Consider the following 26,227-nt stretch of genomic DNA (forward strand, 5'->3'; position numbering starts at 1 on the left):
CTACCGCTCCGAGGGAGGCAGCAAGGCGCCCCGCTCGGCGCCCACCATGCCTTCCACCGCGCGCGCCAAGTGCGTCCCGCGATCACTGACGCCGGCCCAGCGAACGAGCGCCTGGGCGTTCAGCCCGTCAATCATCCCCAGGATCTGCCAGGCGACGGAAGGCGCCTCGGCAGTTTCGAACTCCCCCGACGCGACGCCTTCTTCGACAACCCTCTGCACCACGGCCTGCCAGGCATCCATTTGCTCGCGGACGCCGGCTGCGAGCACTTCGTTCCTGCGCCCAAGGGTCCACGCCTCAACCCAGATCGCCGTAACGTCGAGGCGGCTGCCGTCCATAAGGGTCTCCAGGAGCACCGCGAGCCGCCCGGACGCCGTAGGCAAGCGGTCAAGAAGGGCCGAGACCTCCTCGGTTTCCGCGGCCACGATGGTCGTGAACACCCCCGCCACGAGGGCGTCGGCGCTCGGCTGGTAGTGCGCGATGAGGCCGGAAGCCACCCCAACTCGTGACGCGACGTTCCGCAAAGTAATCGCAGAGAGGCCTTGGTCGAGCGCTATTTCCTTGGCTGCTTCGAGGATTTCGGCGGCGCGTTCGGCGGGCGATTTCCGCGCGGCCCTCTTCTGAATGGTGCTTGACATCACACAACAGTCTAAAGTAACTTTTTCCTTATTGATCACACGATCAATAAGTTTGCAACACCTCCCCTCAACACGCAGGAGTCTTCCATGGCCTGGAGAATGCCAGCCGAAACCGCACCCCACGAGCGCACCTGGATGGCGTTCCCCCGCACCGGCCTGACGCTCGGCGATGACGCCGCATCGGCCGAAGAAGCGTACGCCGCCTGGACCGCCGTCGCGCACGCGGTTGCCGAATTCGAACCCGTCACCATGGTGCTCGATCCCAGCGAACGGGACCGGGCTCGCCGGATGCTCGGAGCGGAAATCGAACAGCTCGAAGCGCCGCTCGACGAATTCTGGATGCGCGACGTCGGACCCACCTTCGTGGTGGACGACGAACGCCCCGGAGTGCTCGGCGCAGTGGACTGGATTTTCAACGGCTGGGGAGCCCCGGCCTGGTCCGAGTGGCAAAAGAGCGCCGGGATGGCCCGTTTCGTTGCCGGGCAGTCGGGCGCGGAGCTGGTCAGTTCGCTTCTCGTCAACGAAGGCGGCGCCATCCACGTCGACGGCGAAGGCACGGTGCTCGTCACCGAAACAGTCCAGCTGGACCCGCACCGCAACCCCGCCGCGGACAAAGCCCGCGTCGAGGCTGAACTGGCCCGCACGCTCGGAACAACCCACACCATTTGGGTACCGCAGGGACTCACCCGCGACTACGAAGACCTCGGCACCCGCGGACACATCGACATGGTGGCCACGCTGCCATCCCCCGGCCGTGTCCTGCTGCATTCGCAGACCAATCCCGCGCACCCGGACTTCGAAGTCAGCAACGCGTTGCACCGCTTCTTCGAAACCCAGGAGGACGCCGCAGGCAAACCGTTCGACATCGTGTCCCTGCCCGCGCCGGAGACCCTGCGCGACGAGGAAGGCTTCGTCGACTGGAGCTACGTCAACCATCTGGTGGTCAACGGCGGCGTGATCGCTTGCGGCTACGGCGAAGAGCGGGCGGACGCCCTCGCCGCGGAAATCCTCGCCGAGGCCTACCCCGGCCGGCGCGTCGTCACGATCGACGCCCGCCCGATCCTGGCGCGCGGCGGAGGCATCCACTGCATCACGCAGCAGCAGCCCAAACTCAACGGGCCGGTGGCATGATGGCCCGTTTCGACGTCGTCGAGGCCTCCATCGCCCAACTGCGCGAAGCACTCGAAGCCGGCCACGCAAGCAGCGTGGAACTGACCCAGACGTACCTGGACAGGATCGAAGCCTACGACCGCAACGGAATCTCGCTCAACGCGATGGTGGTCATGAACCCCGACGCCCTCGCCGACGCGCAGGCCTCCGACGACCGCCGCTCGCGCGGCGCGGTCCTCGGCCCCCTGGACGGCATCCCGTACACGGCCAAGGACAGCTACCTCGCGAAAGGACTGACGGCCGCTGCCGGTTCTCCCGCCTTCGAGAACCTCGTGGCCCAACGCGACGCCTTCACCATCGAGCGGCTCCGCGCCGGCGGCGCCGTGCTCCTCGGCTTGACCAACATGCCTCCCATGGCCAATGGCGGAATGCAGCGCGGCGTGTACGGTCGCGCCGAAAGCCCCTACAACGGCAACTTCCTCACCGCGGCCTTCGGCTCCGGTTCCTCGAACGGTTCCGGAACCGCGACGGCGGCAAGCTTCGGTGCGTTCGGCCTGGGCGAGGAGACGTGGTCAAGCGGGCGCGCGCCGGCGTCGAACAATGCCCTGTGCGCCTACACGCCGTCCCGCGGCGTCATTTCGGTCCGCGGCAACTGGCCGCTGGTTCCCACCATGGACGTCGTGGTGCCGCACACCCGGTCCATGGCCGACCTCCTGGAATTGCTGGACGTCATTGTCGCCGACGACGCCGAGGCCCGCGGCGACTTCTGGCGGATGCAGCCCTGGGTGGAAATTCCCGCCGCGTCACGCATCCGGCCGGCTTCCTACCCGGCGCTGGCGGAAGCAGCGAACGACGGCGGCCGCCCGGCTTTGGCGGGCAAGCGCCTCGGAGTGCCGCGCATGTACATCAACGCGGATCCTGAGGCCGGCACGAGCGAGTCGCCGGGCATCGGTGGCCCCACCGGTCAACGGATCCAGACCCGCGATTCCGTCATCGAACTGTGGGAAGCGGCCCGGCGCGACCTCGAAGCAGCCGGCGCCGAAGTGGTGCCGGTCGACTTTCCCGCCGTCTCCAACTATGAAGGCGACCGCCCCGGAGCGCCGACCATCGCGACAAGGGGCCTGGTGAGCCCCGAATATCTGCAGCGGGAAATAATCGACCTCTCAGCCTGGTCGTGGGACGACTTCCTCGCCGCCAACGGCGACCCCGCGCTCAACAGCCTCGCCGACGTCGACGGTTCAACGATCTTCCCGCACCCCGACGGCGCCCTCAAGGACCGCTACGACGGGTTCGACGACGACATCGCCGACTACCCGGCGCACATCCGGGCACACAAGGTCTCCTCCGTCACCGATATCCCGCACCTCGAAGAAGGCGTGCGCGGACTCGAAGAGACCCGCCGGATCGACCTGGAGGAATGGATGAACGGCCTCGCGCTGGACGCCGTCATCTTCCCTGCAGCCGCCGACGTCGGACCGGCCGACATGGACGTCAACGCGGCCTCAGCCGATCTCGGCTGGCGGAACGGCGTCTGGGTAGCCAACGGCAACCTCGTGCCACGGCACCTGGGAATCCCGACCGTCACGGTCCCAATGGGAACCATGTCCGATACCGGCATGCCCGTGGGACTCACCTTCGCCGGCCGCGCCTACGACGACACCGCATTGCTCACGCTCGCCGCAGCCTTCGAAGCCACCGGTAAACGCCGCACGGTTCCCTCGCGGACGCCGCGGCTCGACTGAGGGAGGGTAGGCGAGTAACCACGCAATCAGGTCGACTCGTCGTCGAAAGGCGCCTTTTGCCCTTCCGCCAAGCGCACCACCGGGCGGGCAGGAGGCGCCGACGGCGGCGTCACCGGGACAGCCGCTGCAGCACTCGGAACGGGCTCGTCCTCCAGGAGGGCTTCCCGGATGATCCGCCGGGGGTCGTATTGCCGCGGATCCATTTTGCGCCAGTCGATTTCCTCGAACTCCGGCCCGAGTTCCTGCCTGATCTTCTCCTGCGCTCCGGACGCCATGCGCCGCAGTTCGCGGATCAGCCGTGCGAGTTTCCGCGCATACTCGGGCAATTTCGTGGGTCCGAGGACAAAGACAGCGATGATCAGGAGAAGGGCAAGCTTCTCGATCGAAATGTCGATCATGGCTCCATTCTAGATCTGCAAACTTGCGCGGAAATCCGGGGTGCAAGGATGAACAACAGGACTACGATGATGGCGCTGCCTCAAGCTAGGACACTGCGTACAGCGCGACCGCCAACCCCGCCGCCATGAAAGCCTCGCGTAAGCCTTTGAGGCGCGGAACCGCGTGGGACTTGCTCTCCTCCGGCATGGCGAATGTACCCAAGAGCCACCCGATCGCAGCAAAGACCATGAGCAGCGCTCCAATGGAGTCCGCAACGATGACCGCGAGCTGGTGTGCCGGATGGTTGGTTACCGAAGCTGCGCTCCGTGCTGCCGAAACCAACACCCACGCAGAGAGTGCCGCCGTCAACGCGCCGTAGAACGCTGAGCCTCGCCCCGGGGCGCCCGGTTGTGCGTTTTCCCGTCCGGTTCCCGGCAGGAATATCCTCACGGCGAAGGACACGAACACAAGTCCAATCACTATTCCGAGTGGAACCGCCGCAAACGGAGCCCAGCCCAGGCCGACAATCACCATGATCGCTGCGAGGACGAAAGCGGCAATCGCCTCCATCCGCGCGGCCAGGCTCTTGGCCCGGAACCCCGCCCCGAAATCCAGCACCGCCGCGGCTCCGAAAAACAGCACCAACGCGGCCACAATCCACCAACTGCGGAACATTTCCTGCCAAACCTCCTGCAAACTTTGCTTTGGATCCCATCCGCCTTCATATCACTTGAGGATGGGAGAATCCTGCCAGGATTCGCTTTAATGAGAATGATTATTGATAGCATGTATGAATTCCTCGCTCCCCGTCGAAAGTTCCCGCATGCACCACGCCCTCCTGGTTCACGAATTGAGCGTCTCCCTTCGCGGACGCGCCTTGGTGGACAAAGTCAGTTTCACCATCGCGCCCGGCGAAAGCCTGGCCCTCCTTGGCGCCTCCGGATCGGGAAAATCCTTGACCGCCGCCGCGCTGGCAGGCCACCTTCCCGCCGGCATGCACGCCACGGGCCGGTTGGAGATCGACGGCAATGAGACGGACCTCGGCGAGCGCCGGATCACCGGCACCGGGATCGCGGCAATCCACCAGGATCCGCTTAAGGCACTGAACCCCTTGGTCCGACTGGGAAAACAGCTTGGCATCCCGCTGCGCAGCGCAGGATTGACGCCCCGCGAGGCGCGCAGCGAAGCCGCCAGGCTCCTCCTCTCGGTGGGGTTCCAGGACGGCGGACGAATCCTTTCCAGCTTCAGCGGCGAACTGTCCGGCGGCCAGTTGCAGAGGGTCTGCATCGCATTGGCCCTCGCTTGCCGCAGCCGGGTCCTGGTGGCCGACGAACCCACCACGGCGCTCGACGTCCTGAGTCAATCCGCCGTCCTTGATGCGCTGGCCGGCTTCACCGGATCCTCCGCAACAGGATCTTCCAGCGCAATGCTGTTTATCACACACGACCTCGCCGTTGCCTCCGCCCTGTGTACGCGCGCCCTTGTCATGAAGTCCGGACGGATCGTGGATGAAGGGTCCGTGGAGTCGCTGATGAGGCACCCTCGCCACGATTACACGAAGCGGCTTGTGGAGGCGGCCCAGGCATGACCACCATACTGAGCGCCCACAATCTGGACGTCGCCTATTCCACCCCTGCCTTCCTTAGGAAACGAGTGGTCCGGACTGCGTTGTCGGGGGTTGGCCTCACGGTTGCCTCCGGGGACAGCATCGGACTGGTCGGGGGCTCCGGCGCCGGAAAATCAACCCTCCTGCGCATTTTGCTTGCCTTGCAGAAGCCCGACGCCGGATCCGTGACTTTCAACGGCAGGCCGGTGGAGCCCGGTCCGGCGTCGTCCCTTCGGTGGTATCGGCGGGCAGTCCAGTACATTCCGCAGAATCCCGCAGCGAGCCTTGCCCCGGGCATGGGCGTGGAACGCCTCCTCCGTGAACCGCTGGAGCAACTGCGGATCGACGGCGACCATCGCAGCCTGATCCTGGACGCCTTGGAGCGGGTCGAGCTGGACAAGCGGCTGCTGATGCGCCGGCCCCACGAACTTTCCGGCGGCCAAAACCAACGCGTCGCGATTGCCCGGGCCCTCGTCCCCTCACCGGAAATCCTGCTCGCGGACGAACCGGTGAGCGGGCTCGACCTCCCGCTCAGGAACACGGTGTTGGACGTCATGGAGCAACTTGTCCACCGGGACGGGCTTGGACTCGTTTTCGTCTCACATGACCTGACGGCCGTGGCGCGGCTCTGTTCGCGGACCATCGTCCTGTCGCACGGACGCATCGTGGAGGAAGGACCCACGGCAGCGGTGTATGCAGCACCGAGCACTCCCGAAACCTGCGAGCTCGTAGCGGCCATCCCCCGGCTCCCGGCATTCGAAGGGGTACCGAATGAATGAGGGAGCACAGTGAAGATATCGGACGCGTCCAAGCAACGAACGGATCCGTCGGCCCGGCTGCTGCTCGCCAGCCAGTTGATCTTCAATCTCGGGTTCTATTCGGTTGTTCCGTTCCTTGCGGCCACGATGCGCGGCGATTTCGGCCTGGGCGCGATGGCTGTCGGCGTCGTCCTGGGAGCACGAACCTTTGCGCAACAAGGGCTCTTCCTGTTGGGTGGCGCGGCCGCGGACCGATGGGGAACACGGCCCGTGATGATTGCCGGCTGCCTGGCCAGGAGCAGCGGCTACCTGTTGTTGCTGTTGGCCTCCGATTTCCCCTTGTTCCTCTGGGGGGCCGTGATGACCGGCACCGGCGGCGCCCTCTTTTCCCCCGCCCTCGAAAGCCTCGTGGGCGCGGCGGACGAACGGCGCCGCACCATCCAGCCGGGCAAATCCACGCTGTTCGCCCTCTTGGTCGTGTGGGGCGAGATCGGGGCGGTGGCTGGTCCGCTGATCGGCTCGGTACTTTTCAACACCGGTTTCGACGTCGCGCTACTCGCTGGAGCAGTGACCTTCGCCGTGATGGCCGTGGTCTTCCGGGCCTTCCTTCCCGGGCCCCCGCCACGCGCCCCTGAAGGGAACCGGCGGCGCCCGGGTCCAGTACCGCCGTCGGGAATCCTGGCTTGCCTCAAAGAGCGGCGGTTCCTCGCGTTCGCCGGCTTTTATGGGGTCAACCTGTTCGCCTACAACCAGTTGTACTTCGGACTGCCGATCGAGCTGGAGCGAAGCGACGCGGGCCAGGGCACCCTGCCGGCGCTGTTCGCCTACGCCTCGGTCCTGACCATCGCCCTTCAATGGCCCATCGCCAAGACCATGAAACGGACCGGTCCGCGAGTGGCGCTCGCGCTCGGGTTTTCCCTTGAAGCCCTGGGATTCGCCGCCATGGCAGCCGTCCCTCCTCCGATGGCATTCCCGGCCCTTCCGGCACTGATCCTGGTGACCGGACTTGCCCTCGGACACATGTGCGTAGCCCCCGTCGCTATGAGCCTGGTGCCCGCCTTCGCTTCAGGCCGCGCCACGGGAGCCTTCTACGGCCTGCTCTCAAGCTGCGGCGGCGCGATGGTCCTCCTCGGCAATGTCTTCCTCGCTCCGCTCTACGAGCAGGCAAGCACCCCGGCACTGGGCGCGGCCTCGCCCTGGCTCATATCCGCGGCACTGGCCCTCGCCTCAGCGGCAATCATCCACCGCTTCCCACCAGCCCAGGCCCACGCCAGGGCAACCCAAAAGCTCCAAACCGCTTAAAACCAAGCATCAAAACAACCCACCACGAAAGAAAGGCGCCACCCCATGGCACATCCACGCCGACATCCAATTCAGCGTCCACTCGCCACGATACTCATCACCTCAGCAATGGCGGCCGGGCTCAGCGGCTGCTTCGCCCCTGGAAATGCCGCGTCGTCCGGCAACCCCGAGTCCCGGATCAAAGTGGCCATGTTGCAGCCACCCCGTTCGGGGCTCACTCCCCTGAGCGACGACGCATTCAAGCTCTCCCGCTGGAAAACCGCCGAAACCCTCGTGGTCCTCGATGCAATCGGCGACGCCCAACCGGCCCTGGCCACTGCCTGGCAACAACTCGACGGCAAGAACTGGCGCTTCGAAATCCGCCCCGGCGTTACGTTCCATGACGGAACTCCCCTGACCGCGGAACAGGTGGCAGCGTCCTTGACGGCAGCCGCAAAAGCGAGCCCCAAACCGCGCATCCTCGACGGCGTGCAACTGAGCGTCCGCGCGGAAGGCGGGAACGCCGTCGTCGTCACAACCCAGACGGACGATCCCCTGGTTCCACAAAGGCTCTCAAGCCCCCAGCTTTCCATCCTTGCCGCGTCCGCCTACAAGGACGGAGGCGTGGTCAACCCCCTCCGGGCCGGCACCGGACCCTACGTCCTCACGGCAGCGAACGGCACAAGTTCCGCCACCCTTGACCGCTTCGACAACTATTGGGGCGGGAAAGCGGCGAGCAGCGGCGTCGACGTCCAATACGTCCCAGACGGCACGGCGCGCGCCGCCGCGCTGCGGACGGAAACCGCGGACGTCGTCGAGGCGATTCCCGTCGGGCAGGTATCCCGGATCAAGCCCGAACTGGTCCACGAGGTTCCCATGCCCCGCACCAATACCCTGTACCTGAACACCAAGACCGGCCCTTTCGCGGATCCGGCAGTCAGGGCTGCCGCGCGCGCTTCGATCGAGCGTTCGGCCATCGTTGAACGGGTCTACGAAGGGCGTGCCGACGTCGCCCAAGGCCTGCTCGGCCCCGCACTCCCTTGGGCGGCAGCAGAACGGGACACCGACTCCTACCAGGAAGTGCTGAAGACCCGGCCCGAAGCAACAAAACCAAACGGCCAGCGCATCAAGCTCGGAACGTTCACGGACCGGGCCGAACTGCCCGAAGTCGCCGTGCAGCTCGAGCAACAACTCGAAGCAGCGGGCTTCGTGGTGGAACAGGAAGTCCGCGAATACCAGCACATCGAATCCGACGCACTCGCCGGCAAGTTCGACGCCTTCATCCTGTCCCGGGCAACCGTGCTCGACTCCGGCGATCCGGTGGCCTACATGTTCAGCGATTTCTCCTGCAAGGGCTCGTTCAACATCTCCCAGTTCTGCGATGCCGAAGTGGATGCCGCATTGGCCAAAGCGGCGGCCGTCCCGGCAGGACCCGGCCGACGCTCGGCAATCGCCGCCGCGGAAGCATTGATCCTTTCGAAGGACGCCGCCGTGCCGCTCCTGCATGAACGCGTCATCCAAGGTGAATCAGCCCGGATCCGCAATGTGGAACGCGATCCCCGCGAACGGGCCTTGATCACGGGACAGACCGGATTCGCGGACTGATGTGGCGGGCGGCAATCATCAAATCCACCATTTCCCGCGCGGTTGCCCTGTGCGCGATCGTCGTGCTGATCGGGCTCTTGCCGTGGCTTTCGGGGCAAAGCCCGGAATACACCATCCTGCGAGCGCGGTACGCCGACCGGGAGCCGAGCGATGAAGCGCTGGGGATGATCCGGGCCGAACTGGGACTCGACCAAGGTCCGGTGCACTTGTTCCTCGCGTGGGCGGCGAATGTGCTGCGCGGAGACCTGGGCAGGTCCTGGATCACCAACACTCCCGTTGGCCCGGGAACGGTGGATGCCTTGGCGGTGTCCATGACCTTGATGGCCTACGCGGTGGTGGTTGCCATGGTTGTTGCCGCGGCAGTGTGTGTTCCAGCGGTGGCGCGGGGACTGGCGGGCAACCCCGGGCGTGGTTCCGGTTTCGCAGCCGCGGCCATGACTGCCTTTCCTGAGTTCCTCTTGGCAGCGATGCTCTTGGTTGTCGGTGCGGTGTGGTTGGGATGGTTTCCGCCTTATGGCTGGCAGGGAATTCAGAATACGGTGTTGCCCGCGCTCGCCTTGGGTGTGCCGGCCGGCGGTTTGATGGGTCGGCTGCTTTCCGAAGCGATCAGCCTGGCGTTCGCGGAAAAATGGGTGGCGACGTGGGCGATGGCGGGGGCTGGCCGGGCCCGGTTGACGGCAGCTGTGTTGCGCCGGGCTTTGCCGTCGGTGATGAGCCAGATCGGCCTTGTGCTCATCGGCCTCACCGGCGGAGCAGTCGCGGCGGAGAAGGTCTTCGCCGTTCCAGGATTGGGGCGCGCCGTCCTGGGGGCTGCGAGCGCCCAGGACGTCCCGGCCCTTCAAGCGGGGGTCCTCGCGCTCCTGGTGCTGGCCTTGGGCGCGGGCTTGCTCAGCGCCGCGGCGCGTCACCTCCTGGTGGGATCCGCCGTGCGTTCGGGGACAGTCCCCGTTCCAGAGGCGTCGGGAGGATCACGACGACGGGATGTCGCCGTTCCGTTCCTCGCCGGCGGCGCGTTGGTGCTTGTCGTCGTCGCGGGCTTGTTCCGGGATCCGTTCGCTACAGGCAATGGGAGGCTCGCCGCTCCGGGCTGGGACCTGCCGTTCGGCGCGGATGCCAGCGGCAGGGACCTCCTTGCGCGGGTGGGGCACGGTGCCGTGTCGACGCTCGGCACGGCAGTGCTCGTGGTGCTGGCGTGCCTGGTGATCGGCGTCGTCGTCGGGCTCTTCCCGCTGGCCGCAGCCGGCCCCCTCGAAGTTGCCAACGCTGCTCCGCCGATCTTGGCTGGGCTGCTCGTGGCGGTGATTACCGGGCCCTCGCCGGAAGGTGCCGCGCTCGCCGTCGCTGTCGTCAGTTGGGCGCCTTTGGCGGCGCACACGGCTTCCTTGGTCCAGGAGGCGCGGGCTCGGCCGTACGTGAGGATCCTTCCTGTCCTGGGCGTGGGAAGGGGCCGTGTGCTGTGGCGGTATATCCTTCCGGTGGTCCTGGGTCCGGTGTTCCGGCATTCGATGCTCCGGGTGCCGGGGATTACGTTGGCCTTGGCGGCTTTGGGTTTCCTGGGCCTTGGCCCGCATCAGCCTTCACCCGAGTGGGGACTCATCCTGGCCGAGGGGATCAATTACGTGGAGCGTGCTCCGTGGGCCGTCGTTGCCCCGGCGTCGGCATTGGTCCTCGCCTCGGTCCTGGCGGTCTCGCTCTCCAGCCTCTCCCGCCCCTCCGGCTTCTCCCCTTCCCGCCCCTCCCCTAGGAGTTTGTGTACACCTGACACCCCTTAAAAGGCCGAATAAGGGGCCTGATCTGTCCACAAACTCGAGGGTTGGGCGACACGCCCTTCAATTGACTTAATTCGAATATATGTTCGAAAATTGGGTATGCCTCACAGCCTGACTTCCGCTTCGACAGCTTCGCTGCGGGATGACCTGCAGGCAAAAATCCACCTCATGCAGGGCAAGCGCGGCAGTGAACGGTCCTTGCCCGTACTCCCTTCCCTCAGGAGGCTCTTGCCGGGAGGCCTGCGTCCGGGTGCGGCCTACTCCATCCAGGGATCCATGTCCTTGGCCATGGCGTTGCTGGCCGGGCCTTCGCTCGATGGCTCCTGGTGTGGCGTGGCCGGGCTTCCGGATTTCGGGGTCGAAGCCGCGGCAGGATTCGGCATCGCACTTGACCGTTTGGTGCTGGTCCCGGACCCCGGTGCCAGCTGGACTCCGGTGATTGCCGCCATGGCGGATGTCCTTTCAGTGGTCCTGGCCTGCGCCCCCGGCAAGGTTGCTCCGGCTGAAGCAGCCCGCCTGGGGGCGAGGCTTCGGGAGAGGAGTTCCACCCTCCTCGTCCTTGGGCCGTGGCCGCAAAGCGAAGCCGTGCTACAAGTGAACGGTTATGAGTGGGCGGGGCTCGGGGAAGGCCATGGGCATTTCGCCAGGCAAGAGCTTGAGCTCGAAATCGCCCTTCGCGGAAATACCCGCAGGGCTTCCATAGACCTTGCGGGCAACGGCACAGTGGAATTGTCCAGGCACCGGATGGGAGCCTGATGCTGATCCGGGTCGATTCGCCGGTGCGCGCACTGGTGGCTTGGTTTCCTGATTGGCCCCTTGTCGCCGCCCGATTGGCAGATGACTTGCCTTCGAATGTACCGGCGGCAGTCATTGGGCAAGGGGTCATTGCCGCCTGCTCCGCGGAAGCGCGGCTTGAAGGGGTAGTCAGGGGCTTGCGGCTGCGCGAAGCCCAGACCCGTTGTCCCGATCTCGTGGCTTGCCCAGTCGATCCGGTGCGCGACGCCCGCGAATTCGAACCCATCATCACGTCCCTTGAAGAACGGACGCCTGGCGTGGAGGTTCTTCGCCCTGGCCTTTGCGCTATCCGGGCCCGGGGCGCCGCACGGTACTACGGCGGGGAGGAAGCGGCTGCGGGTGCCGTGCTTGAATCCGCCGACAGCCTCGGGGTGGAGGCCCGGGTAGGCATTGCCGATTCCGTGTTCGCTGCGGAACAGGCAGCCCGGAGCACCACTGAGCTTTCTGCCGTCCTGGTACTGCCTCCGGGTTCCTCCAAGGACTTCCTCACACCCTTTCCTGTGGATGTCCTGGGGCAAGCGAAACTTGCTTCCTTGCTCAAGCGCCTCGGTATCCGCACCTTGGGGAGTTTCGCGGATCTTCCCGCCACAGATGTCCTCGCCCGTTTCGGAGCAGCGGGCATCAATGCCCATGCCTTGGCCAACGGGCAAGATCCCCGCATCGTGGTTCCCCGGACGCCTCCCCGGAAACTGGACCACTCAGTGGATTTCGAACCGGGCCTGGACCGGGTTGACCAACTCGCGTTCCAGCTTCGAGCCACGGCGGATGCCTTCGTGGCGGGATTGCAGACGGAGGGTTTGGTCTGCACGGAACTGAAAGTCCTCATCACTGACGAAGCAGGCAGCCGCTCAGAAAGGACTTGGGGCCACCCCCGCCACTTCACAGCCCCGGACGTCGTGGACCGGGTGCGGTGGCAACTCCAGTCTCCATCGTCCGCTCCCGCGGGAAGCGGGGTGGGAAGTGGGTTGTCCTCGCCAGTCACCCGGGTGGAGTTCCTCCCCGGCCGGGTGGACTCCATCGCCCATCACGGACGTGCACTTTTCGGCGACGGCGCCGAGGAACAGATCCATCATGGACTCACCCGGATCCAAAGCATGCTGGGCCATGAAGCCGTTGTTGTCCCTGCGATCTCCGGAGGACGGCTGCTGTCCGAGAGGCGCCGCCTGGTTCCCTGGGGCGATGCCCTGCCCGCCGGAACCACCGGTTTGGCGGCCAGGCCTTGGCCGGGAAGGCTTCCGGATCCGCAACCCGCCACTGTGTTCGCTTCGCTCATTCCGGTCCTGCTGCTGGATGCGAACAGGGAAAAAGTCAGCACGGATCACCGCGGCGGCTTGAAAGCGCCGCCGAAGTGGTTCTGTCCCACCGGAGACCCCGTACGACGACGGGCGGTGACCAGGTGGGCGGGTCCCTGGCCGCTTCGCCAAAGGTGGTGGGACGCCGTCCACAAGCTTGAAGCGGACCGCTTCCAATTGGTGGACGGCGACGGAGAGGCCTGGCTCCTGCTTTTGGATGGACAAGATTGGTGGGCCGAGGCCAGGTACGACTGAGATGCAAGAACACTGAGCCGCAAGAACGGGCACCGGGCTTGAAGTAAGAACACTTGAAGTAAGAACAGGTGTAGGCAGAAAGGCAGGAGATGGGCTGGAACAACCCGCCAATGACCTGGCCTGAATTCGAAAGCACGCTTTCAGGCCGGCGAAAGCCGAACCCCGGCAAAGGCAAAGGGGACGGCGGGGACAGCCCGGCTTGGTCGAGGAAACGCGGGCCCTACCAGCGTCCGCCCCTCGATCCCGCACAGGCAGCTGCCAAGGCGAGTACCGCCGTCGTGCCTTATGCCGAGTTGCACGCGCATTCGAACTACAGCTTCCTGGACGGTTCCTCCTCCCCCGAGCAATTGGTGGAAGAAGCCGTACGGCTTGGCCTCCACGCACTCGCGTTGACCGACCACGACGGTTTCTACGGAATCGTCCGCATGGCGGAAGCGGCCGAGGCCTACAGCCTGAAGACAGTGTTTGGCGCAGAACTGTCGCTCGGGCTCAGCAAGCCACAACATGGCGAAGCCGACCCCGAAGGCGAGCACTTGCTTGTGCTTGCCCGCAAGGAAGAGGGGTACCACAGGCTGGCGGCGGCAATGACTGCCGCGCATCTGGCGGCCGACTCCGAAAAGGGGCGGCCCATCTACGACCTCGACGCCGTATCGGAGTCCTTGCGCGGTCACTGCCTGGTGCTGACCGGATGCCGCAAAGGCGCAGTCAGGAGGGCACTCTTGCGGGAGGGCGAGCATGCCGCAGCCCGCGAGGTCGACGCCCTTATTGAAAGGTTCGGGCAGGGGAACGTGGTGGTGGAGCTCTTCGACCACGGCAATCCGCTCGACAGCAGCCACAACGATGCCCTCGCCCGCATTGCGGACCAGGCAGGCATCCCTGTCATCGCAAGCAACGCGGTGCACTATGCCGCCCCGGCCGGCTACCCCTTGGCCACGGCCATGGCCGCCGTCAGGGCCCGCCGCAGCCTTGACGAACTGGACGGATGGCTGCCCGCGAACAGCGGAGCCCACTTGCGGAGCGGTTCAGAGATGGCGGCCCGGTTCGCCCGTTACCCGGGCGCTGTCGAACGGACCGTGGAGATCGCCGACGAACTCGCTTTCCAGTTGCGGGCAGCCAGGCCAAAACTGCCGAAGCTCGACGTTCCCCCGGGACACAGCCTCAACTCGTGGCTCCGTAGCCTCGTCTCCGAAGGGATCAAAGATAAGTACCCCGACGCCGACGAACGGGTCCATCGCAGGATCGAGCAGGAGCTCGCTGTGATCGAAGCCAAGGACTTCCCCGGCTACTTCCTGATTGTGCACGATATTGTGCAGTTCGCGCGTTCCCGCGGAATCCTCTGCCAAGGCCGTGGTTCCGCGGCCAACTCCGCTGTCTGCTACGCACTGGGGATCACCGCCGTCGACAGTATTTTCTACAACCTCCCCTTCGAGCGTTTCCTTTCCAGCCTCCGCGAAGAAGAGCCGGACATCGACGTCGATTTCGACTCGGACCGTCGCGAAGAAGTGATCCAGTACGTTTACGGCAAATATGGACGGTTCAACGCAGCCCAAGTGGCGAACGTCATCAGCTACAGGCCAAAGAACGCTGTCCGCGACGTCGCCAAGGCGCTCGGCTACAGCCAAGGCCAGCAGGATGCCTGGTCGAAGCGGCTCGATCACTGGGGCGACCTCAGCGACGGCAAGGCACACAACATCCCCGAGCCGGTCCTGAAGCTCGCCGAACAGATCATGGGCGCCCCGCGGCACTTGGGCATCCATTCCGGCGGGATGGTCCTCACCGAAAGGCCCGTCGGCGAAGTGGTACCGATCGAACGGGCCCGGATGGACAACCGCACCGTCCTGCAATGGGACAAGGACGACTGCGAATGGATGGGGCTGGTCAAGTTCGACCTCCTTGGCCTGGGCATGCTTGCCGCACTGCAATATTCCTTTGATTTGATTGACAACAATTTCGGCGAGCGCTGGACCATCGAGAGCATTCCGCGGGAAGAGCAGGCCGTCTACGACATGCTTTGCCGTGCCGACTCCATCGGGGTGTTCCAAGTGGAATCACGGGCCCAGATCAGCACCCTGCCCCGGTTGAAACCGCGGGAGTACTACGATCTGGTGGTTGAAATCGCACTGATCCGCCCCGGCCCGGTCCAGGGCGGCGCCGTGCACCCCTACATCCGCCGCCGCGCAGGCACGGAGAAAATCACGTATCTTCATCCCCTGCTGGAACCCGTGCTGAAAAGGACCAAGGGCGTGCCCCTGTTCCAGGAGCAGCTCATGCAAATGGCTGTCGCCGTCGGTGGCTGTACCGCGGAGGACGCGGACCTGCTCCGCCGTGCCATGGGTTCCAAAAGGGGACGGGAAAAGATCGAATCATTGGAAGCCAAGCTCTATGCGGGGATGGCCGCCAATGGAATCAGCAAGGACGACGCCGATGCCATCTACGCCAAGATCCAGGCCTTCGCGAACTTCGGCTTCGCGGAATCCCACTCCTTGAGCTTCGCGGTGCTTGTCTATGCAAGCTCATGGTTGAAGCTTCACTATCCCGGAGCGTTCCTCGCTGCCCTGCTTCGCGCGCAACCCATGGGCTTCTACTCACCCCAGTCGTTGGTGGCTGATGCCCGGCGCCACGGAGTCCAGGTGTTGCGTCCAGATATCCTCAGTTCCCGTGCCGAGGCAACCCTGGAGAAGATCGATGATCCGAAGGAAAGGGATCAGGGCGGCATGGATTCGTGCCTCGAGTTCCACCAGCCACCCATCGGTCCCTTCCTGCAGGACCAGCCCCGCGAAGACCACTTGCACCGCCGCGACGGTTCACATGCGGTGCGGTTAGGGCTCGACGGCGTGACGTCCATCGGCGCGGAGGTCGCGAAACGCATCGTCGCGGAAAGGGATCAAAATGGCCCCTTCCGGGATCTGGGCGATCTGTCACGACGCGCGGACCTCAGTGCGGAGCAATTGGAGGCACTCGCTTCGGCGGGGGCGCTCGATTCGCTCGGCATGAACCGGCGCGAGGCGCTATGGCAGGCCGGCGACGCGGCCCTGGAGCGGGAAGGGCAACTGCCGGGAACGCATGTCCCCGTCCAACCGCCCTTGTTGCCTGAACTCTCGCCGCAGGAAAACGTTGCCTACGATATGTGGGCAACCGGGATCAGCACTGATGACCACCCCATGCGTTACGCCCGTGGCCGGCTGGATTCCAGGGGTGTCCTGCGGGTGGACAGGCTCGCCCAAGTGAGGTCGGGCACCCGGGTGGAGGTGGCCGGCGTCGTCACTCATCGCCAACGGCCGCAGACCGCCCAAGGGATAACCTTCGTCAATCTGGAAGATGAGAGCGGAATCCTCAATGTCATCTGCAGCATCGGCTTGTGGAAGCGGCATCGTCGCGTGGCCAGGGAATCTTCGGCATTGATAGTCCGCGGGTTCCTGGAGCGCACGCAGGAAGGAGTCACCAACCTTGTGGCCGACAAATTGGAGCCTTTGGTCCTGACGGTCAAGTCGGCTTCCCGCGATTTCAGGTAGCCGGACCGCCGGGACTCACGTGCCCAACTCCATCATGAGCGGCGGCAATTCGTCAGCGAGTTCCCGCGCAAGGTAGCCCACGCTGCCCTTCCGGCATGCGAGCCTGTCGCCCGCGCTCGCGTGGAGGTGCGAACCCCAGCAGGCCGCCTGAAGGACATGAGATGCATGCCGCGATGGTAAAGGTTCCGAAGACAATAGTTGATTAACCGAAGTTGATTGCGGAATTTCTCAAAGGGTCCTCGACCTGTTTGTTAGAAAATCTAGACAGCACTCGTGCCATCGACTATTCTCGGTAGCCTCATTCGCCTTTACTATTGGGGGTAGTTATGACTTCTCGGCATTTTCAAAATTATAGGCCTGTAAAAACCATGTGGCAGGCTTGCGCAAAGAAAACCCGTGCCGGTACTGAGCGGGAAGCACTGAAAACTCGAAAGATCGGTGCGAGCGGAATTTGTGCGGTAATGGCATGGTAGCGGCAACCTCGATGCCCGCTCAAGCAGCAACGACGACCGTCAGCGGGTCGCTCAGCTGCCCCGTGAGTCAGGCCGTGTGGGTATCGGTAACGACTCAGAACAGCGCACAGTCCGTGTTCCACTCCGGCACCGCGGTGCGCTACACGGACTTCGGCGGCTACACCCATGCCTACAACTACGGAACCAGGACTGCAAACTGGAGGGTGGAAAGCAGCGGAAACATCGACGCGGTGAGCGATCGGTGCGGATGGAATGTGAACCGCCCGAGTGAATGAACCCATCCAGGCTGAGGTCGCGCGCAAACTCAGCGAAATTCCGGTTCGTGCGTCGCGCGAAATGACCCCCACAGAGTATCAGTTTCGCGTGAGCGAGGTCCTCAGACTTTTTGATATCGACGCCGTGGCCGATGAAACGGGCGTGTATTACGGGGGTGAAGGCGTTGAGCTGGAAGATCAGCCTTCGCTCTGGGCTATTCGCTTACTCGTTGGGAAGCGATTCGGCATCCCGGAAGAACTAACAATATAAATTCGTACGGCCGAGGACCGCATGAGTTCCTCCGGATCCAGTGTCGCGTTTCTGAAACGGCAAACAGAGACGCGCCTGATTCTTGCGCGGTGATTTCACGTATCGTGCGCCGCAATTGGGTGTCCACGAAGAGCCAAATACCAGAGAAAACAAAAGAGCCACCCGACCGGGTGGCTCTTTCAATTTCCAAAAAGTTGAGGCCCTACTCGACGGCATGAACCTGGTCCGTGATTCGAGTAAGGCCTCTATGGTGGAGCTGAGGGGACTCGAACCCCTGACCCCCTGCATGCCATGCAGGTGCGCTACCAGCTGCGCCACAGCCCCATATTCTTGCTGCTTCGCTCGCTGGAACAACGGCTTTGAAAGCCCCGTTCAGCTTCTCTTTCCCCCGAAGCAACTCAAATATCTTAGACCAGCGTTTACGAAAATTCCAAATCGGGCATATTCCGCTTGGCGTAGGCTTTCCGGTTACGATTCCTCGGCAGCCCGGGCCTTCGCCGAAGCGTCGTCGCCGAGCCCCAGGTCCACCACGGGGCAGTCCTTCCAAAGACGCTCGAGTGCGTAGAAGACGCGGTCTTCACTGTGCTGGACGTGCACCACGATGTCCGCATAGTCGAGCAAAACCCAACGGCCTTCAGCCCGGCCTTCACGGCGCACCGGACGGAGGTCCTGCTTGAGCAATTCCTCCTCGATGCCATCGACGATCGCGTTAACCTGGCGCTCCGTCGGGGCGGACGCGATGAGGAACACATCGGTCAGAGCCAGCCTTTCACTGACGTCCAGGGCGACGATGTCCTCGGCCAGCTTGTCCGCCGCCGCGCGGGCGGCGTGGCGGGCCAAGAGGACGGATGTTTCATGTGCAGTCACGGGACTCCTTGTAACGCGGCTTCGATGACGATCGAAGCCTGATTGATGGCCGAAAGCCTATGGTCAGCGTGATAGTCCGCTGCTGATCATGATGATGCCCACGATCAAGGCCAAAACTCCGACGCCCACGAGCCCCAAGACTATGAGCCGGGCACGCTGCGCCCGGCCAAGTCCTGCGGTCGCCGCGTCCAATGGCTCCAGTCCGTGTGCCGAACTGGCCGAAAGGGGCGGGTGCTCGGAGACTTCCGCTGCGGTCCCCCGCTCCGCCTCAATGTCCGACGCCGGACGCCGGACTGCCGCCTTCGCTGCGGCTTCCGCCCGGGCCAGGACACCTGCCCTGCCGCGCAGCGTGCGTGGCTTGCCCGACGACTGGCCGGGCTTCAGCTTCGGTCCGGGCGATGTCACCAGGGGTACGAAGCTTGTGCTGGGCGGCTTCATGACCGGACGGTCCATGCCTGGAACCTTGACGAATTCCAAGGGCGTGACCATGGCCAGATTACTTGCCGCGGAAGGATCGGTCTTGGTCGGAGCCGCAGGACGGCTGTTCTGCTCGGCCAGCTTCTGCTTGGCCATGGCCCTCTTGTTGAGGATCGCCTCGCGTTCGGCCTGGGCGATCTGCTCCGCCAAAGCCTGGGGATCGGCCGCATCAGCATCAGCCCCGGACTGCCGGGCACCGGTGTCCACCTGGACAGCGGATTCCATCGCGGCAATGTGCTCAAGCTTGTTGGCCTGGTTGCTTGCCTGGGCAGCGAGGAGCTCGCGCGCCATGAGCGCCTGCTCCACGGTCATGTCGGGTGCGCCGGGCGGTGGGCCGGCAGTCACGCGGACCGTTCCGTCAGGCGACGTGGCGATGGGGCCACCGCCGGTCCTGGGCTTCGAGTTCGCCTTGCCCGGGGTGTTCGAAACAGGAGCTTGCGACGCCGGTCCGCTGGTCACGGGAACACCTGCGCCAGGTCCGCCCGGGGTCCTTTGTCCCGGCGCGGGTGAACCGATGACCGGAATCATCGCAGTGCCCGGGGCAACTTCCTCTTGAAGCTCACGAAGCCGCATTTGCCGGCGGGTGGGCGGACCACCGCGGGAAAGCTGCTGCTCCTTGTCGGCCAGTTCCTTGATGGCCCGCAGCGCGGCACGATCACGGGCACGCGCTTGTGAAGAACGTTCCGCCGCAGGCTCCGCATCCAAGGGGGCATCGGCTACACGCCGAACCCGGTTCGCCGAAGCAGACCCGCCGGCCGGGCGTCCGGCACGGGGGGTCGACTCCGGGGTCGCCGCGCCTGCGTTGGCTGGATCTACGGTCTCCAGGTCTGCGGTCTCTGGATCCACGGTCTCCGGGCTGGCGCCCGGCTGTTCCAGACGCGCATCCCGGGCTCGTCGAAGCTCACGCCGGCTACGGATAGGAGGCTGTTCCTGGCTCATTCACAACTCACTCGGTACGGGCTTGGTGGTCTGATCCGGTCATGGCATGCACGGACGAACCCAGGCCGGGTTTGCCCGAGTACAGCTTGTACTTGGCGATGTACTGCACCACGCCGTCGGGCACGAGATACCAGACCGGATTGCCGGCACCCACGCGGGCACGGCAATCCGTGGAGGAAATCGCCATGGCGGGCACTTCCAGGAGGCTGACGTCATCACCCCTGCCCATGTCGTCTAGGACGTGGCCTGGCCGGGTGACACCGACGAAGTGCGCCAGCGACCAGAGCTCGTCCACGTCTTTCCACGACAGGATCTGGGCCAAGGCATCGGCGCCGGTAATGAAGAACAGATCGGCATCCTGCCGCAGAGTCCGGAGGTCCCGCAGCGTGTCGATGGTGAACGTCGGCCCGGGGCGGTCGATGTCCACCCGGCTCACCGTGAAGTTGGGGTTCGAAGCCGTGGCAATGACCGTCATGAGGTACCTGTGTTCAGGTTCGCTGACCAGCCTGCTCGACTTCTGCCAGGGCTGCCCGGTGGGCACGAAGACCACCTCGTCCAGTTGGAACTTGGCTGCCACCTCGCTGGCGGCAACCAAGTGGCCGTGATGGATGGGATCGAAGGTCCCGCCCATCACTCCCAATCGGATCCGGCGCCCCGACTGTTCGAAGGGTTTTGCAGCGGAAATGTCAGTGACCCAGCCCTGGGTGCTTGGCCGGGTGCTGGCGGTGCGGATCCGAGTGTTCCTCGACAGCATCGTGCCGGTTGCCGAGGTTCGTGTAGGAAACAGCGATGAACATCAGGATCAGCAGGATGCAGAACATCGTGCCCCCGATGACGAACGGAGGGGCCAACAACGGTGCAGGCGCCTCGCTTTCGCCTCCTCCTTGGGCCAGGACTGACATGGCGATCTGCTGAAACTGCATTTTCTCCCCTAGCGGTTCAAAGGATGTCGACGGCGGATCCCCACCGTCCAGGACTTCTGTTCTATGTTACAGCGTTGCTAGCCGCGGATCTGGCCTTCACCCTGGACGATCCACTTCGTGGTGGTGAGTTCCGTGAGGCCCATGGGACCGCGGGCGTGCAACTTCTGGGTGGAGATGCCAACCTCGGCACCCAGGCCAAGTTCGCCGCCGTCGGTAAAGCGCGTGGAAGCGTTCACGATAACGGCCGCGGAGTCTATCTCGGCAATGAACTTCTCCGCGTTGGCGAGGTTGTTCGTCAGGATGGCCTCCGTGTGGCCCGTAGTCCATTTGCGGATGTGGGCAACGGCCTCGTCAAGGCTGTCCACCATTGCGACGGCGAGGTCGAGGTCCATGTATTCGGTGGCCCAATCGACGTCGTCCGCCGGCACCGTCTCGACGGTACCGGAGAGCGCTGCCTGGACCCGCTCATCGGCGTGGAGCGTGACCCCCGCCGACCGCAGGGCGGCGGCGACCGCGGGCAATACCGTGGATTTCGAATGCACCAGGAGCGTCTCTACCGTATTACACACACTTGGACGTTGGGTCTTGGCGTTGAGCAGGATGTCCACTGCCATGTCTTCGCCGGCGGACTCGTCGATGAAGATATGGACGTTGCCCTCGCCGGTCTCAATGACAGGCACAGACGAGTTGTTCACCACGGTCTGGATCAGGTCACGTCCACCGCGGGGAATCAGGACGTCCACCCGGCCACGGGCGCGCATCAGGACGTTCGCGCCCTCACGGCCGAACTGGTCCACGGTCTGCACGGCATCGGCCGGCAGACCCACGGATTCCAGGGCATCGCGCAGGATGGCGACTAGAGCTTCGTTGGTGTGGGCGGCAGCGGAACCGCCGCGCAGGATCACGGCGTTGCCGCTCTTCAGCGCTAGTCCGGCGATGTCAACAGTGACGTTCGGGCGCGCTTCGTAGATAGCGGCTACCACACCCATGGGGACGTTGACCTGGCGCAGCCGAAGTCCATTCGGGAGCGTCTGCCCGCGGACCACATTGCCTACGGGATCAGGCAAGCCGGCGAGGTTTTCCAAAGCCGCCACCAGGCCATCGATGCGTGCCGCGGTCAGGGTCAGGCGGTCCAGCAAGGCAGCCGAAGTCCCGTTGTTGCGTCCCGACTCAACATCCTTGGCGTTGGCTGCGAGGATCAAGGCCTGGTTTTCCTGCAGGGCGGAACCGATGGCGTGCAAGGCACGGTCCTTCCAGGCGCGGTTTGCCTGACCCATGCTCCGCGCCGCGTGGCGTGCGCGGTCCGCGATCGAGTGCACTGCCGCTTCCACCTGTTCGGGCGTGGACGGCACCTGCCCGGGCTCCGGAGCTTCCGGCGCCTGAGCGGCCTGGCCGGTCGTCAAGGAGTCGGTGATCACGGGAGAATCGGGGGTGAGTGCCTCAGTCATTCTCCAAGTTTAGTGGAGCGCGGCGGCTGGACCAGCACGAGGTCGTCAACATGGACAACCACGCGGTCATATCCGCGGCCCAGGTCCTTCGCGAGTTCCTTCGTGGAACGGCCAAGCATGCGGGGAAGCTCCTCGGAAGAGTAGTTCACCAATCCCCTGGCGATGACGGTACCGGCAGTGGACAGCATTTCCACGGGGTCGCCGGGCTCGAAGTCTCCTTGGACGGAGGAGATCCCCGCGGGAAGCAACGAGGTGTGGCGGTCCCGCACTGCCCGGACGGCTCCGTCGTCGAGCACCAAACTGCCTCGCACCGACGCCAGGTGCGCCAGCCACAAGAGCCGGACCGGCTTGCGGCTGCCGTTGATGGCGAACCACGTGCCCACGTCTTCGCCCGCAAGGGCGGCGGCGGCGTTGGCGGTGGACGTCACCAATCCGTGGATTCCGGAACTCGCGGCGATCGAGGCAGCCTCCACTTTGGTGGTCATGCCACCCGTGCCGACTCCCGCTTTGCCCGCCTTGCCGATGGTGACTCCAGCGAGGTCCTTAGGGCCGGTCACCAGCGGGATACGCTTGGCACCGGCCGACGGCGGTCCGTCGTAAAGGGCGTCGACGTCGGACAGCAGGACCAGGGCGTCCGCCCGGACAAGGTGCGCTACCAAGGCAGCCAGGCGGTCGTTGTCTCCAAAGCGGATTTCGTGCGTGGCGACCGTGTCGTTTTCGTTCACCACGGGCACGACGCCGAGATTCAGCAAGCGATCAAGGGCCCGGTACGCGTTGCTGTGCTGGGTCCGACGCATCAAGTCATCAGCAGTCAGCAGGACCTGGCTGACGGTGACCCCGTGCGCGGCGAAGGCCTGCGAGTAGCGCGCCATGAGCAAGCCCTGGCCCACGCTCGCCGCCGCCTGTTGGGTAGCGAGATCCTTGGGCCGCTTCGCGAGGCCAAGGGGAGCCAGTCCGGCGGCAATGGCGCCGGACGAGACCAAAATGATCTCCGTGCCCGAGTTCCGCTTCTCCGCCAAAGCATGGACGAGCGCGGTCACGGACTTCTCGGAGATCCCGCCCTTGATACTGGTCAGCGACGACGAACCGACCTTGACCACGATCCGCTTGGCGTGGGCCAACGCGCGACGTTCGACGGCGTCGCTTACGTCGCTGAGCTCGGGAACCTGCGACGTATTAGCGGTCATCGTCGTTGTCCCGGCCGCTTTCCTTCAGGGGCTGGGATGTACGACGGCGGCTGGCGGACTCGGTCCAGATTCCCGCCTTGCGCTCGGCTTCAAGCTCGGCGCGCGCCGCGGCTTTCGCTTCACGACGTTCGATTTGTTCTTCGCGCTTTTGGGCGCGCGTGGGACGGTCACCGAGATCGGCGACTCGGATGTCGGTGCCTCGCGGCGTGCCGAGGAGTTCGGCCCCCGCCATCATGGTGGGCTCCCAATCGAACACGACTCCGTCGTCTTCTTCGCCGATCACCACGGTGTCACCCGGAACGGCGCCCATCTTGAACAACTCGGTTTCAATACCGAGTTTGGCCAAGCGGTCGGCGAGGTATCCGATAGCTTCTTCGTTCGTGAAGTCGGTCTGCTTGACCCAGCGGACCGGCTTTTCACCCAACACCCGGAAGAGCGGTTCGAGGTTCTTTTCTTCCCGGCGGATGCGGAAGCCAGTCTCATTGACCGCGCGCGGCCGGAGCACAGGGGCAGCCACCTTCGGGGGCGCAGCAGTAACAGCATCGCGGGCGGCCATGACAATCTCGGCCATCGCGAAGCTCAAGGCGCGCAGGCCTTCGTGGCTCGTCGCAGACACTTCGAAGACGCGGTAGCCGCGTTCCTCCAGTTCGGGACGGACGAACTCGGCCATGTCCCGACCATCTGGGAGGTCCACCTTGTTCAACACCACAAGCTTGGGACGCTCATTCAAGGGCACCACCTCGCCGTCCACGCCGGCGTAGCTCATGTCCACCGCGTACCGGTCGAGTTCCTGCTCGATGATCGCGAGGTCGGAAAGGGGATCCCGGTCCGATTCCAGCGTTCCGCAATCGAGGACGTGGACCAAGGCGGCGCAACGCTCCACATGGCGGAGGAAGTTGTGGCCGAGGCCCTTGCCCTCGCTGGCACCTTCGATGAGACCGGGAACGTCTGCAATGGTGTACCGGACATCTCCGGCCTGCACTACGCCCAGGTTGGGGATCAAGGTGGTGAACGGGTAGTCGGCGATCTTGGGGCGGGCAGCCGACATCGCCGCGATCAAGCTGGACTTGCCGGCGGACGGGAATCCCACGAGCGCGATATCGGCAATGGACTTGAGCTCCAGGACGATGTCACTCGAATCGCCTTCGATACCGAGGAGGGCGAAGCCGGGAGCCTTGCGTTTCTGGGAGGACAGGGCGGAATTGCCAAGGCCACCTTGGCCGCCAGCGGCGGCGACGTACTCCGCGCCCTGGCCCACGAGGTCGGCGAGGACCACTCCGTCTTTGGTTTTGACAACCGTTCCCTCGGGAACGGGAAGGACCAGTGTTTCGCCGTTCTTGCCGCCGCGCCAGTCACCCATGCCGGGACCGCCGTTGGTGGCGTGGCGGTGAGGGGCATGGTGGTAGTCAAGGAGCGTCGTGGTCTGGGCATCGACCCGCAGGATGACGTCACCGCCGTTGCCGCCATTGCCGCCGTCGGGACCGCCCAAAGGCTTGAACTTCTCACGCTTGACAGAAACACAGCCGTGGCCGCCTGTTCCGCCGGATACATGAAGTACTACCCGGTCTACGAAGGTGGCCACGTGTTTCTCCTCAAGATGGATCCTGCTGCTTGAATGCTGCGGCGAAGCTGGCTCGCCGCCCCGCCCCAGTAGATTCTAGTGCGGTTAAAAAGACGGGTGGAGCGGGCCAACCGGCCCGCTCCACCCGTTCAGAACGTTGTATTACTCTGCAGCCGCAGCAGCAACGATGTTCACGACGCGACGGCCACGGCGAGTACCGAACTCAACCGCACCGGCCTGCAGTGCGAACAGGGTGTCGTCGCCACCGCGACCGACGCCTGCACCCGGGTGGAAGTGGGTGCCACGCTGGCGGACGATGATCTCGCCTGCGGAAACAACCTGGCCGCCGAAGCGCTTTACGCCAAGGTACTGAGCGTTGGAGTCACGACCGTTGCGAGTGGAGCTCGCGCCTTTTTTGTGTGCCATGTGAAATGCCTGCCTTTAAATTCTTGGGAATCTGTTGAAAACCTGGATCGTAACCAGTGGTTACTTGATGCCGGTGATCTTGATCTTGGTCAGTTCCTGACGGTGACCCTGGCGCTTCTTGTAGCCGGTCTTGTTCTTGAACTTCTGGATGACGATCTTCGGACCACGGAGGTCTTCGAGGATCTCGGCCGTGACCTTGACCTTGGCAAGGTCTGCAGCGGCGGAGGTTACCTTGTCGCCGTCAACCAGGAGCAGTGCGGGCAGCTCAAGGGTGCTGCCGGCTTCACCGGCGACGCGGTTCAGGGTTACGTAGTCTCCAACGGAAACCTTTTCTTGGCGGCCGCCTGCGCGGACAATCGCGTACACCACTTGGGCACTCACTTCTCTCGACGTTTATTACTAAATTTGCGTGCGGAACCCCGAACCGAAACGGGCCTGGTTCACGCTGTGCCTCAACGCCGTGGACCCCTATGTGGAGTCCATGAGTTATCCCTGAACAGTCCCGAATCAAGGAACGGTTTCGAAAGAAACAGATCCGAACGAAAGGTTCTCTGGGCATAACCCAAGTGTTGGCGTAAGCACCGAGGATCTAGACTACGCTAGTTTCTCCCTCGGCTGCAAATGAGGCCCGGTCCGGAGGCCGCCATGTGATGGATGCCACG

Annotated in this window: 24 protein-coding genes, 1 tRNA gene and 1 pseudogene; 12 read left to right on the forward strand and 14 right to left on the reverse strand. The window is 64.4% G+C overall.

Features of this window, described 5'->3' with window-relative positions:
• A complete protein-coding gene (locus E1809_RS04755; protein WP_133203077.1) occupies window positions 1–636 on the reverse strand; it encodes a TetR/AcrR family transcriptional regulator in 636 nt (211 codons plus the stop codon).
• Between the two features lie 87 nt (window positions 637–723).
• Here E1809_RS04755 and E1809_RS04760 point away from each other — a divergent pair, with 87 nt between their 5' ends.
• Complete coding sequence (locus tag E1809_RS04760; protein WP_133203078.1) at window positions 724–1,767, forward strand: agmatine deiminase family protein; 1,044 nt, start codon at window positions 724–726, stop codon at window positions 1,765–1,767.
• Window positions 1,767–3,488, forward strand: coding sequence for an amidase (locus tag E1809_RS04765; RefSeq protein WP_133203153.1), 1,722 nt, complete (start codon window positions 1,767–1,769; stop codon window positions 3,486–3,488). Before E1809_RS04760 ends, E1809_RS04765 begins: the two co-directional genes overlap by 1 nt.
• A 26-nt stretch (window positions 3,489–3,514) precedes the next feature.
• Here the strand turns inward: E1809_RS04765 and E1809_RS04770 are convergent, their stop codons facing one another.
• Window positions 3,515–3,886, reverse strand: coding sequence for a sec-independent translocase (locus E1809_RS04770; protein WP_133203079.1), 372 nt, complete (start codon window positions 3,884–3,886; stop codon window positions 3,515–3,517).
• Between the two features lie 85 nt (window positions 3,887–3,971).
• Window positions 3,972–4,541: a hypothetical protein gene (locus E1809_RS04775; RefSeq protein ID WP_133203080.1), complete on the reverse strand. Its 570-nt coding sequence runs from the start codon at window positions 4,539–4,541 to the stop codon at window positions 3,972–3,974.
• 115 nt (window positions 4,542–4,656) lie between these two features.
• Between E1809_RS04775 and E1809_RS04780 the strand changes: the two genes are divergently transcribed.
• The 8 genes from E1809_RS04780 to E1809_RS04815 all read left to right on the forward strand — a co-directional run bounded on the left by E1809_RS04780 (window position 4,657) and on the right by E1809_RS04815 (window position 16,739).
• Window positions 4,657–5,454, forward strand: a complete 798-nt coding sequence (locus tag E1809_RS04780) for an ATP-binding cassette domain-containing protein (protein WP_205754095.1) — start codon at window positions 4,657–4,659, stop codon at window positions 5,452–5,454.
• Window positions 5,451–6,251, forward strand: coding sequence for an ABC transporter ATP-binding protein (locus E1809_RS04785; protein WP_133203081.1), 801 nt, complete (start codon window positions 5,451–5,453; stop codon window positions 6,249–6,251). The genes E1809_RS04780 and E1809_RS04785 overlap by 4 nt, the downstream gene beginning before the upstream one ends.
• Before the next feature lie 9 nt (window positions 6,252–6,260).
• Entirely contained in the window at window positions 6,261–7,532 is a 1,272-nt protein-coding gene (locus E1809_RS04790) for an MFS transporter (RefSeq protein WP_133203082.1), read from the forward strand.
• A 45-nt stretch (window positions 7,533–7,577) separates the two neighbouring features.
• Window positions 7,578–9,116, forward strand: a complete 1,539-nt coding sequence (locus tag E1809_RS04795; protein ID WP_205754096.1) for an ABC transporter substrate-binding protein — start codon at window positions 7,578–7,580, stop codon at window positions 9,114–9,116.
• On the forward strand, window positions 9,116–10,888 hold the full coding sequence (locus E1809_RS04800; protein ID WP_133203083.1) for an ABC transporter permease subunit: 1,773 nt from the start codon (window positions 9,116–9,118) through the stop codon (window positions 10,886–10,888). The genes E1809_RS04795 and E1809_RS04800 overlap by 1 nt, the downstream gene beginning before the upstream one ends.
• 96 nt (window positions 10,889–10,984) lie before the next feature.
• Window positions 10,985–11,641: a hypothetical protein gene (locus E1809_RS04805; RefSeq protein WP_133203084.1), complete on the forward strand. Its 657-nt coding sequence runs from the start codon at window positions 10,985–10,987 to the stop codon at window positions 11,639–11,641.
• 86 nt (window positions 11,642–11,727) lie between these two features.
• Window positions 11,728–13,227, forward strand: a complete 1,500-nt coding sequence (locus tag E1809_RS04810; protein ID WP_235835444.1) for a DNA polymerase Y family protein — start codon at window positions 11,728–11,730, stop codon at window positions 13,225–13,227.
• Between the two features lie 89 nt (window positions 13,228–13,316).
• Entirely contained in the window at window positions 13,317–16,739 is a 3,423-nt protein-coding gene (locus tag E1809_RS04815; protein ID WP_133203086.1) for an error-prone DNA polymerase, read from the forward strand.
• A gap of 15 nt (window positions 16,740–16,754) precedes the next feature.
• Here the strand turns inward: E1809_RS04815 and E1809_RS27320 are convergent.
• Window positions 16,755–16,889, reverse strand: a pseudogene (locus tag E1809_RS27320) (NAD(P)H-hydrate dehydratase); the annotation flags it as partial.
• A gap of 316 nt (window positions 16,890–17,205) precedes the next feature.
• Here E1809_RS27320 and E1809_RS04825 point away from each other — a divergent pair.
• Together E1809_RS04825 and E1809_RS04830 are read left to right on the forward strand one after the other, a co-directional pair.
• Entirely contained in the window at window positions 17,206–17,487 is a 282-nt protein-coding gene (locus E1809_RS04825; RefSeq protein WP_133203087.1) for a hypothetical protein, read from the forward strand.
• Window positions 17,480–17,737 (forward strand): hypothetical protein, encoded by a 258-nt coding sequence (locus E1809_RS04830; protein ID WP_133203088.1) that lies wholly within the window; start codon window positions 17,480–17,482, stop codon window positions 17,735–17,737. Before E1809_RS04825 ends, E1809_RS04830 begins: the two co-directional genes overlap by 8 nt.
• Before the next feature lie 248 nt (window positions 17,738–17,985).
• Here E1809_RS04830 and E1809_RS04835 read toward each other — a convergent pair.
• From E1809_RS04835 to rplU, 10 genes are all read right to left on the reverse strand, one after another.
• A tRNA-Ala gene (locus E1809_RS04835) sits at window positions 17,986–18,061 on the reverse strand.
• A 144-nt stretch (window positions 18,062–18,205) separates the two neighbouring features.
• Complete coding sequence (gene rsfS, locus E1809_RS04840; protein ID WP_133203089.1) at window positions 18,206–18,604, reverse strand: ribosome silencing factor; 399 nt, start codon at window positions 18,602–18,604, stop codon at window positions 18,206–18,208.
• 63 nt (window positions 18,605–18,667) lie between these two features.
• A complete protein-coding gene (locus tag E1809_RS04845) occupies window positions 18,668–20,020 on the reverse strand; it encodes a hypothetical protein (RefSeq protein ID WP_133203090.1) in 1,353 nt (450 codons plus the stop codon).
• Window positions 20,021–20,027: 7 nt separating this feature from the next.
• Window positions 20,028–20,651: a nicotinate-nucleotide adenylyltransferase gene (nadD, locus tag E1809_RS04850; RefSeq protein WP_235835445.1), complete on the reverse strand. Its 624-nt coding sequence runs from the start codon at window positions 20,649–20,651 to the stop codon at window positions 20,028–20,030.
• A 55-nt stretch (window positions 20,652–20,706) separates the two neighbouring features.
• Window positions 20,707–20,943 (reverse strand): hypothetical protein, encoded by a 237-nt coding sequence (locus tag E1809_RS04855; RefSeq protein WP_133203092.1) that lies wholly within the window; start codon window positions 20,941–20,943, stop codon window positions 20,707–20,709.
• 77 nt (window positions 20,944–21,020) lie between these two features.
• Window positions 21,021–22,391 carry a glutamate-5-semialdehyde dehydrogenase gene (locus E1809_RS04860; RefSeq protein WP_133203093.1) on the reverse strand — a complete coding sequence of 457 codons (1,371 nt, stop codon included), beginning with the start codon at window positions 22,389–22,391 and terminating at the stop codon, window positions 21,021–21,023.
• The gene (proB, locus tag E1809_RS04865; RefSeq protein ID WP_133203094.1) at window positions 22,388–23,578 is read right to left on the reverse strand and encodes a glutamate 5-kinase; all 1,191 of its coding nucleotides are present in this window, start codon (window positions 23,576–23,578) and stop codon (window positions 22,388–22,390) included. Before proB ends, E1809_RS04860 begins: the two co-directional genes overlap by 4 nt.
• Window positions 23,568–25,160 (reverse strand): GTPase ObgE, encoded by a 1,593-nt coding sequence (obgE, locus tag E1809_RS04870; protein WP_133203095.1) that lies wholly within the window; start codon window positions 25,158–25,160, stop codon window positions 23,568–23,570. Before obgE ends, proB begins: the two co-directional genes overlap by 11 nt.
• A gap of 141 nt (window positions 25,161–25,301) precedes the next feature.
• The gene (gene rpmA, locus E1809_RS04875) at window positions 25,302–25,565 is read right to left on the reverse strand and encodes a 50S ribosomal protein L27 (protein ID WP_003803426.1); all 264 of its coding nucleotides are present in this window, start codon (window positions 25,563–25,565) and stop codon (window positions 25,302–25,304) included.
• Between the two features lie 60 nt (window positions 25,566–25,625).
• Window positions 25,626–25,934: a 50S ribosomal protein L21 gene (gene rplU / locus E1809_RS04880; protein WP_133203156.1), complete on the reverse strand. Its 309-nt coding sequence runs from the start codon at window positions 25,932–25,934 to the stop codon at window positions 25,626–25,628.
• Window positions 25,935–26,227: the final 293 nt, after the last annotated feature.

The sequence above is a fragment of the Arthrobacter terricola genome (genome assembly GCF_004354015.1).
Lineage (GTDB): Bacteria > Actinomycetota > Actinomycetes > Actinomycetales > Micrococcaceae > Arthrobacter > Arthrobacter terricola.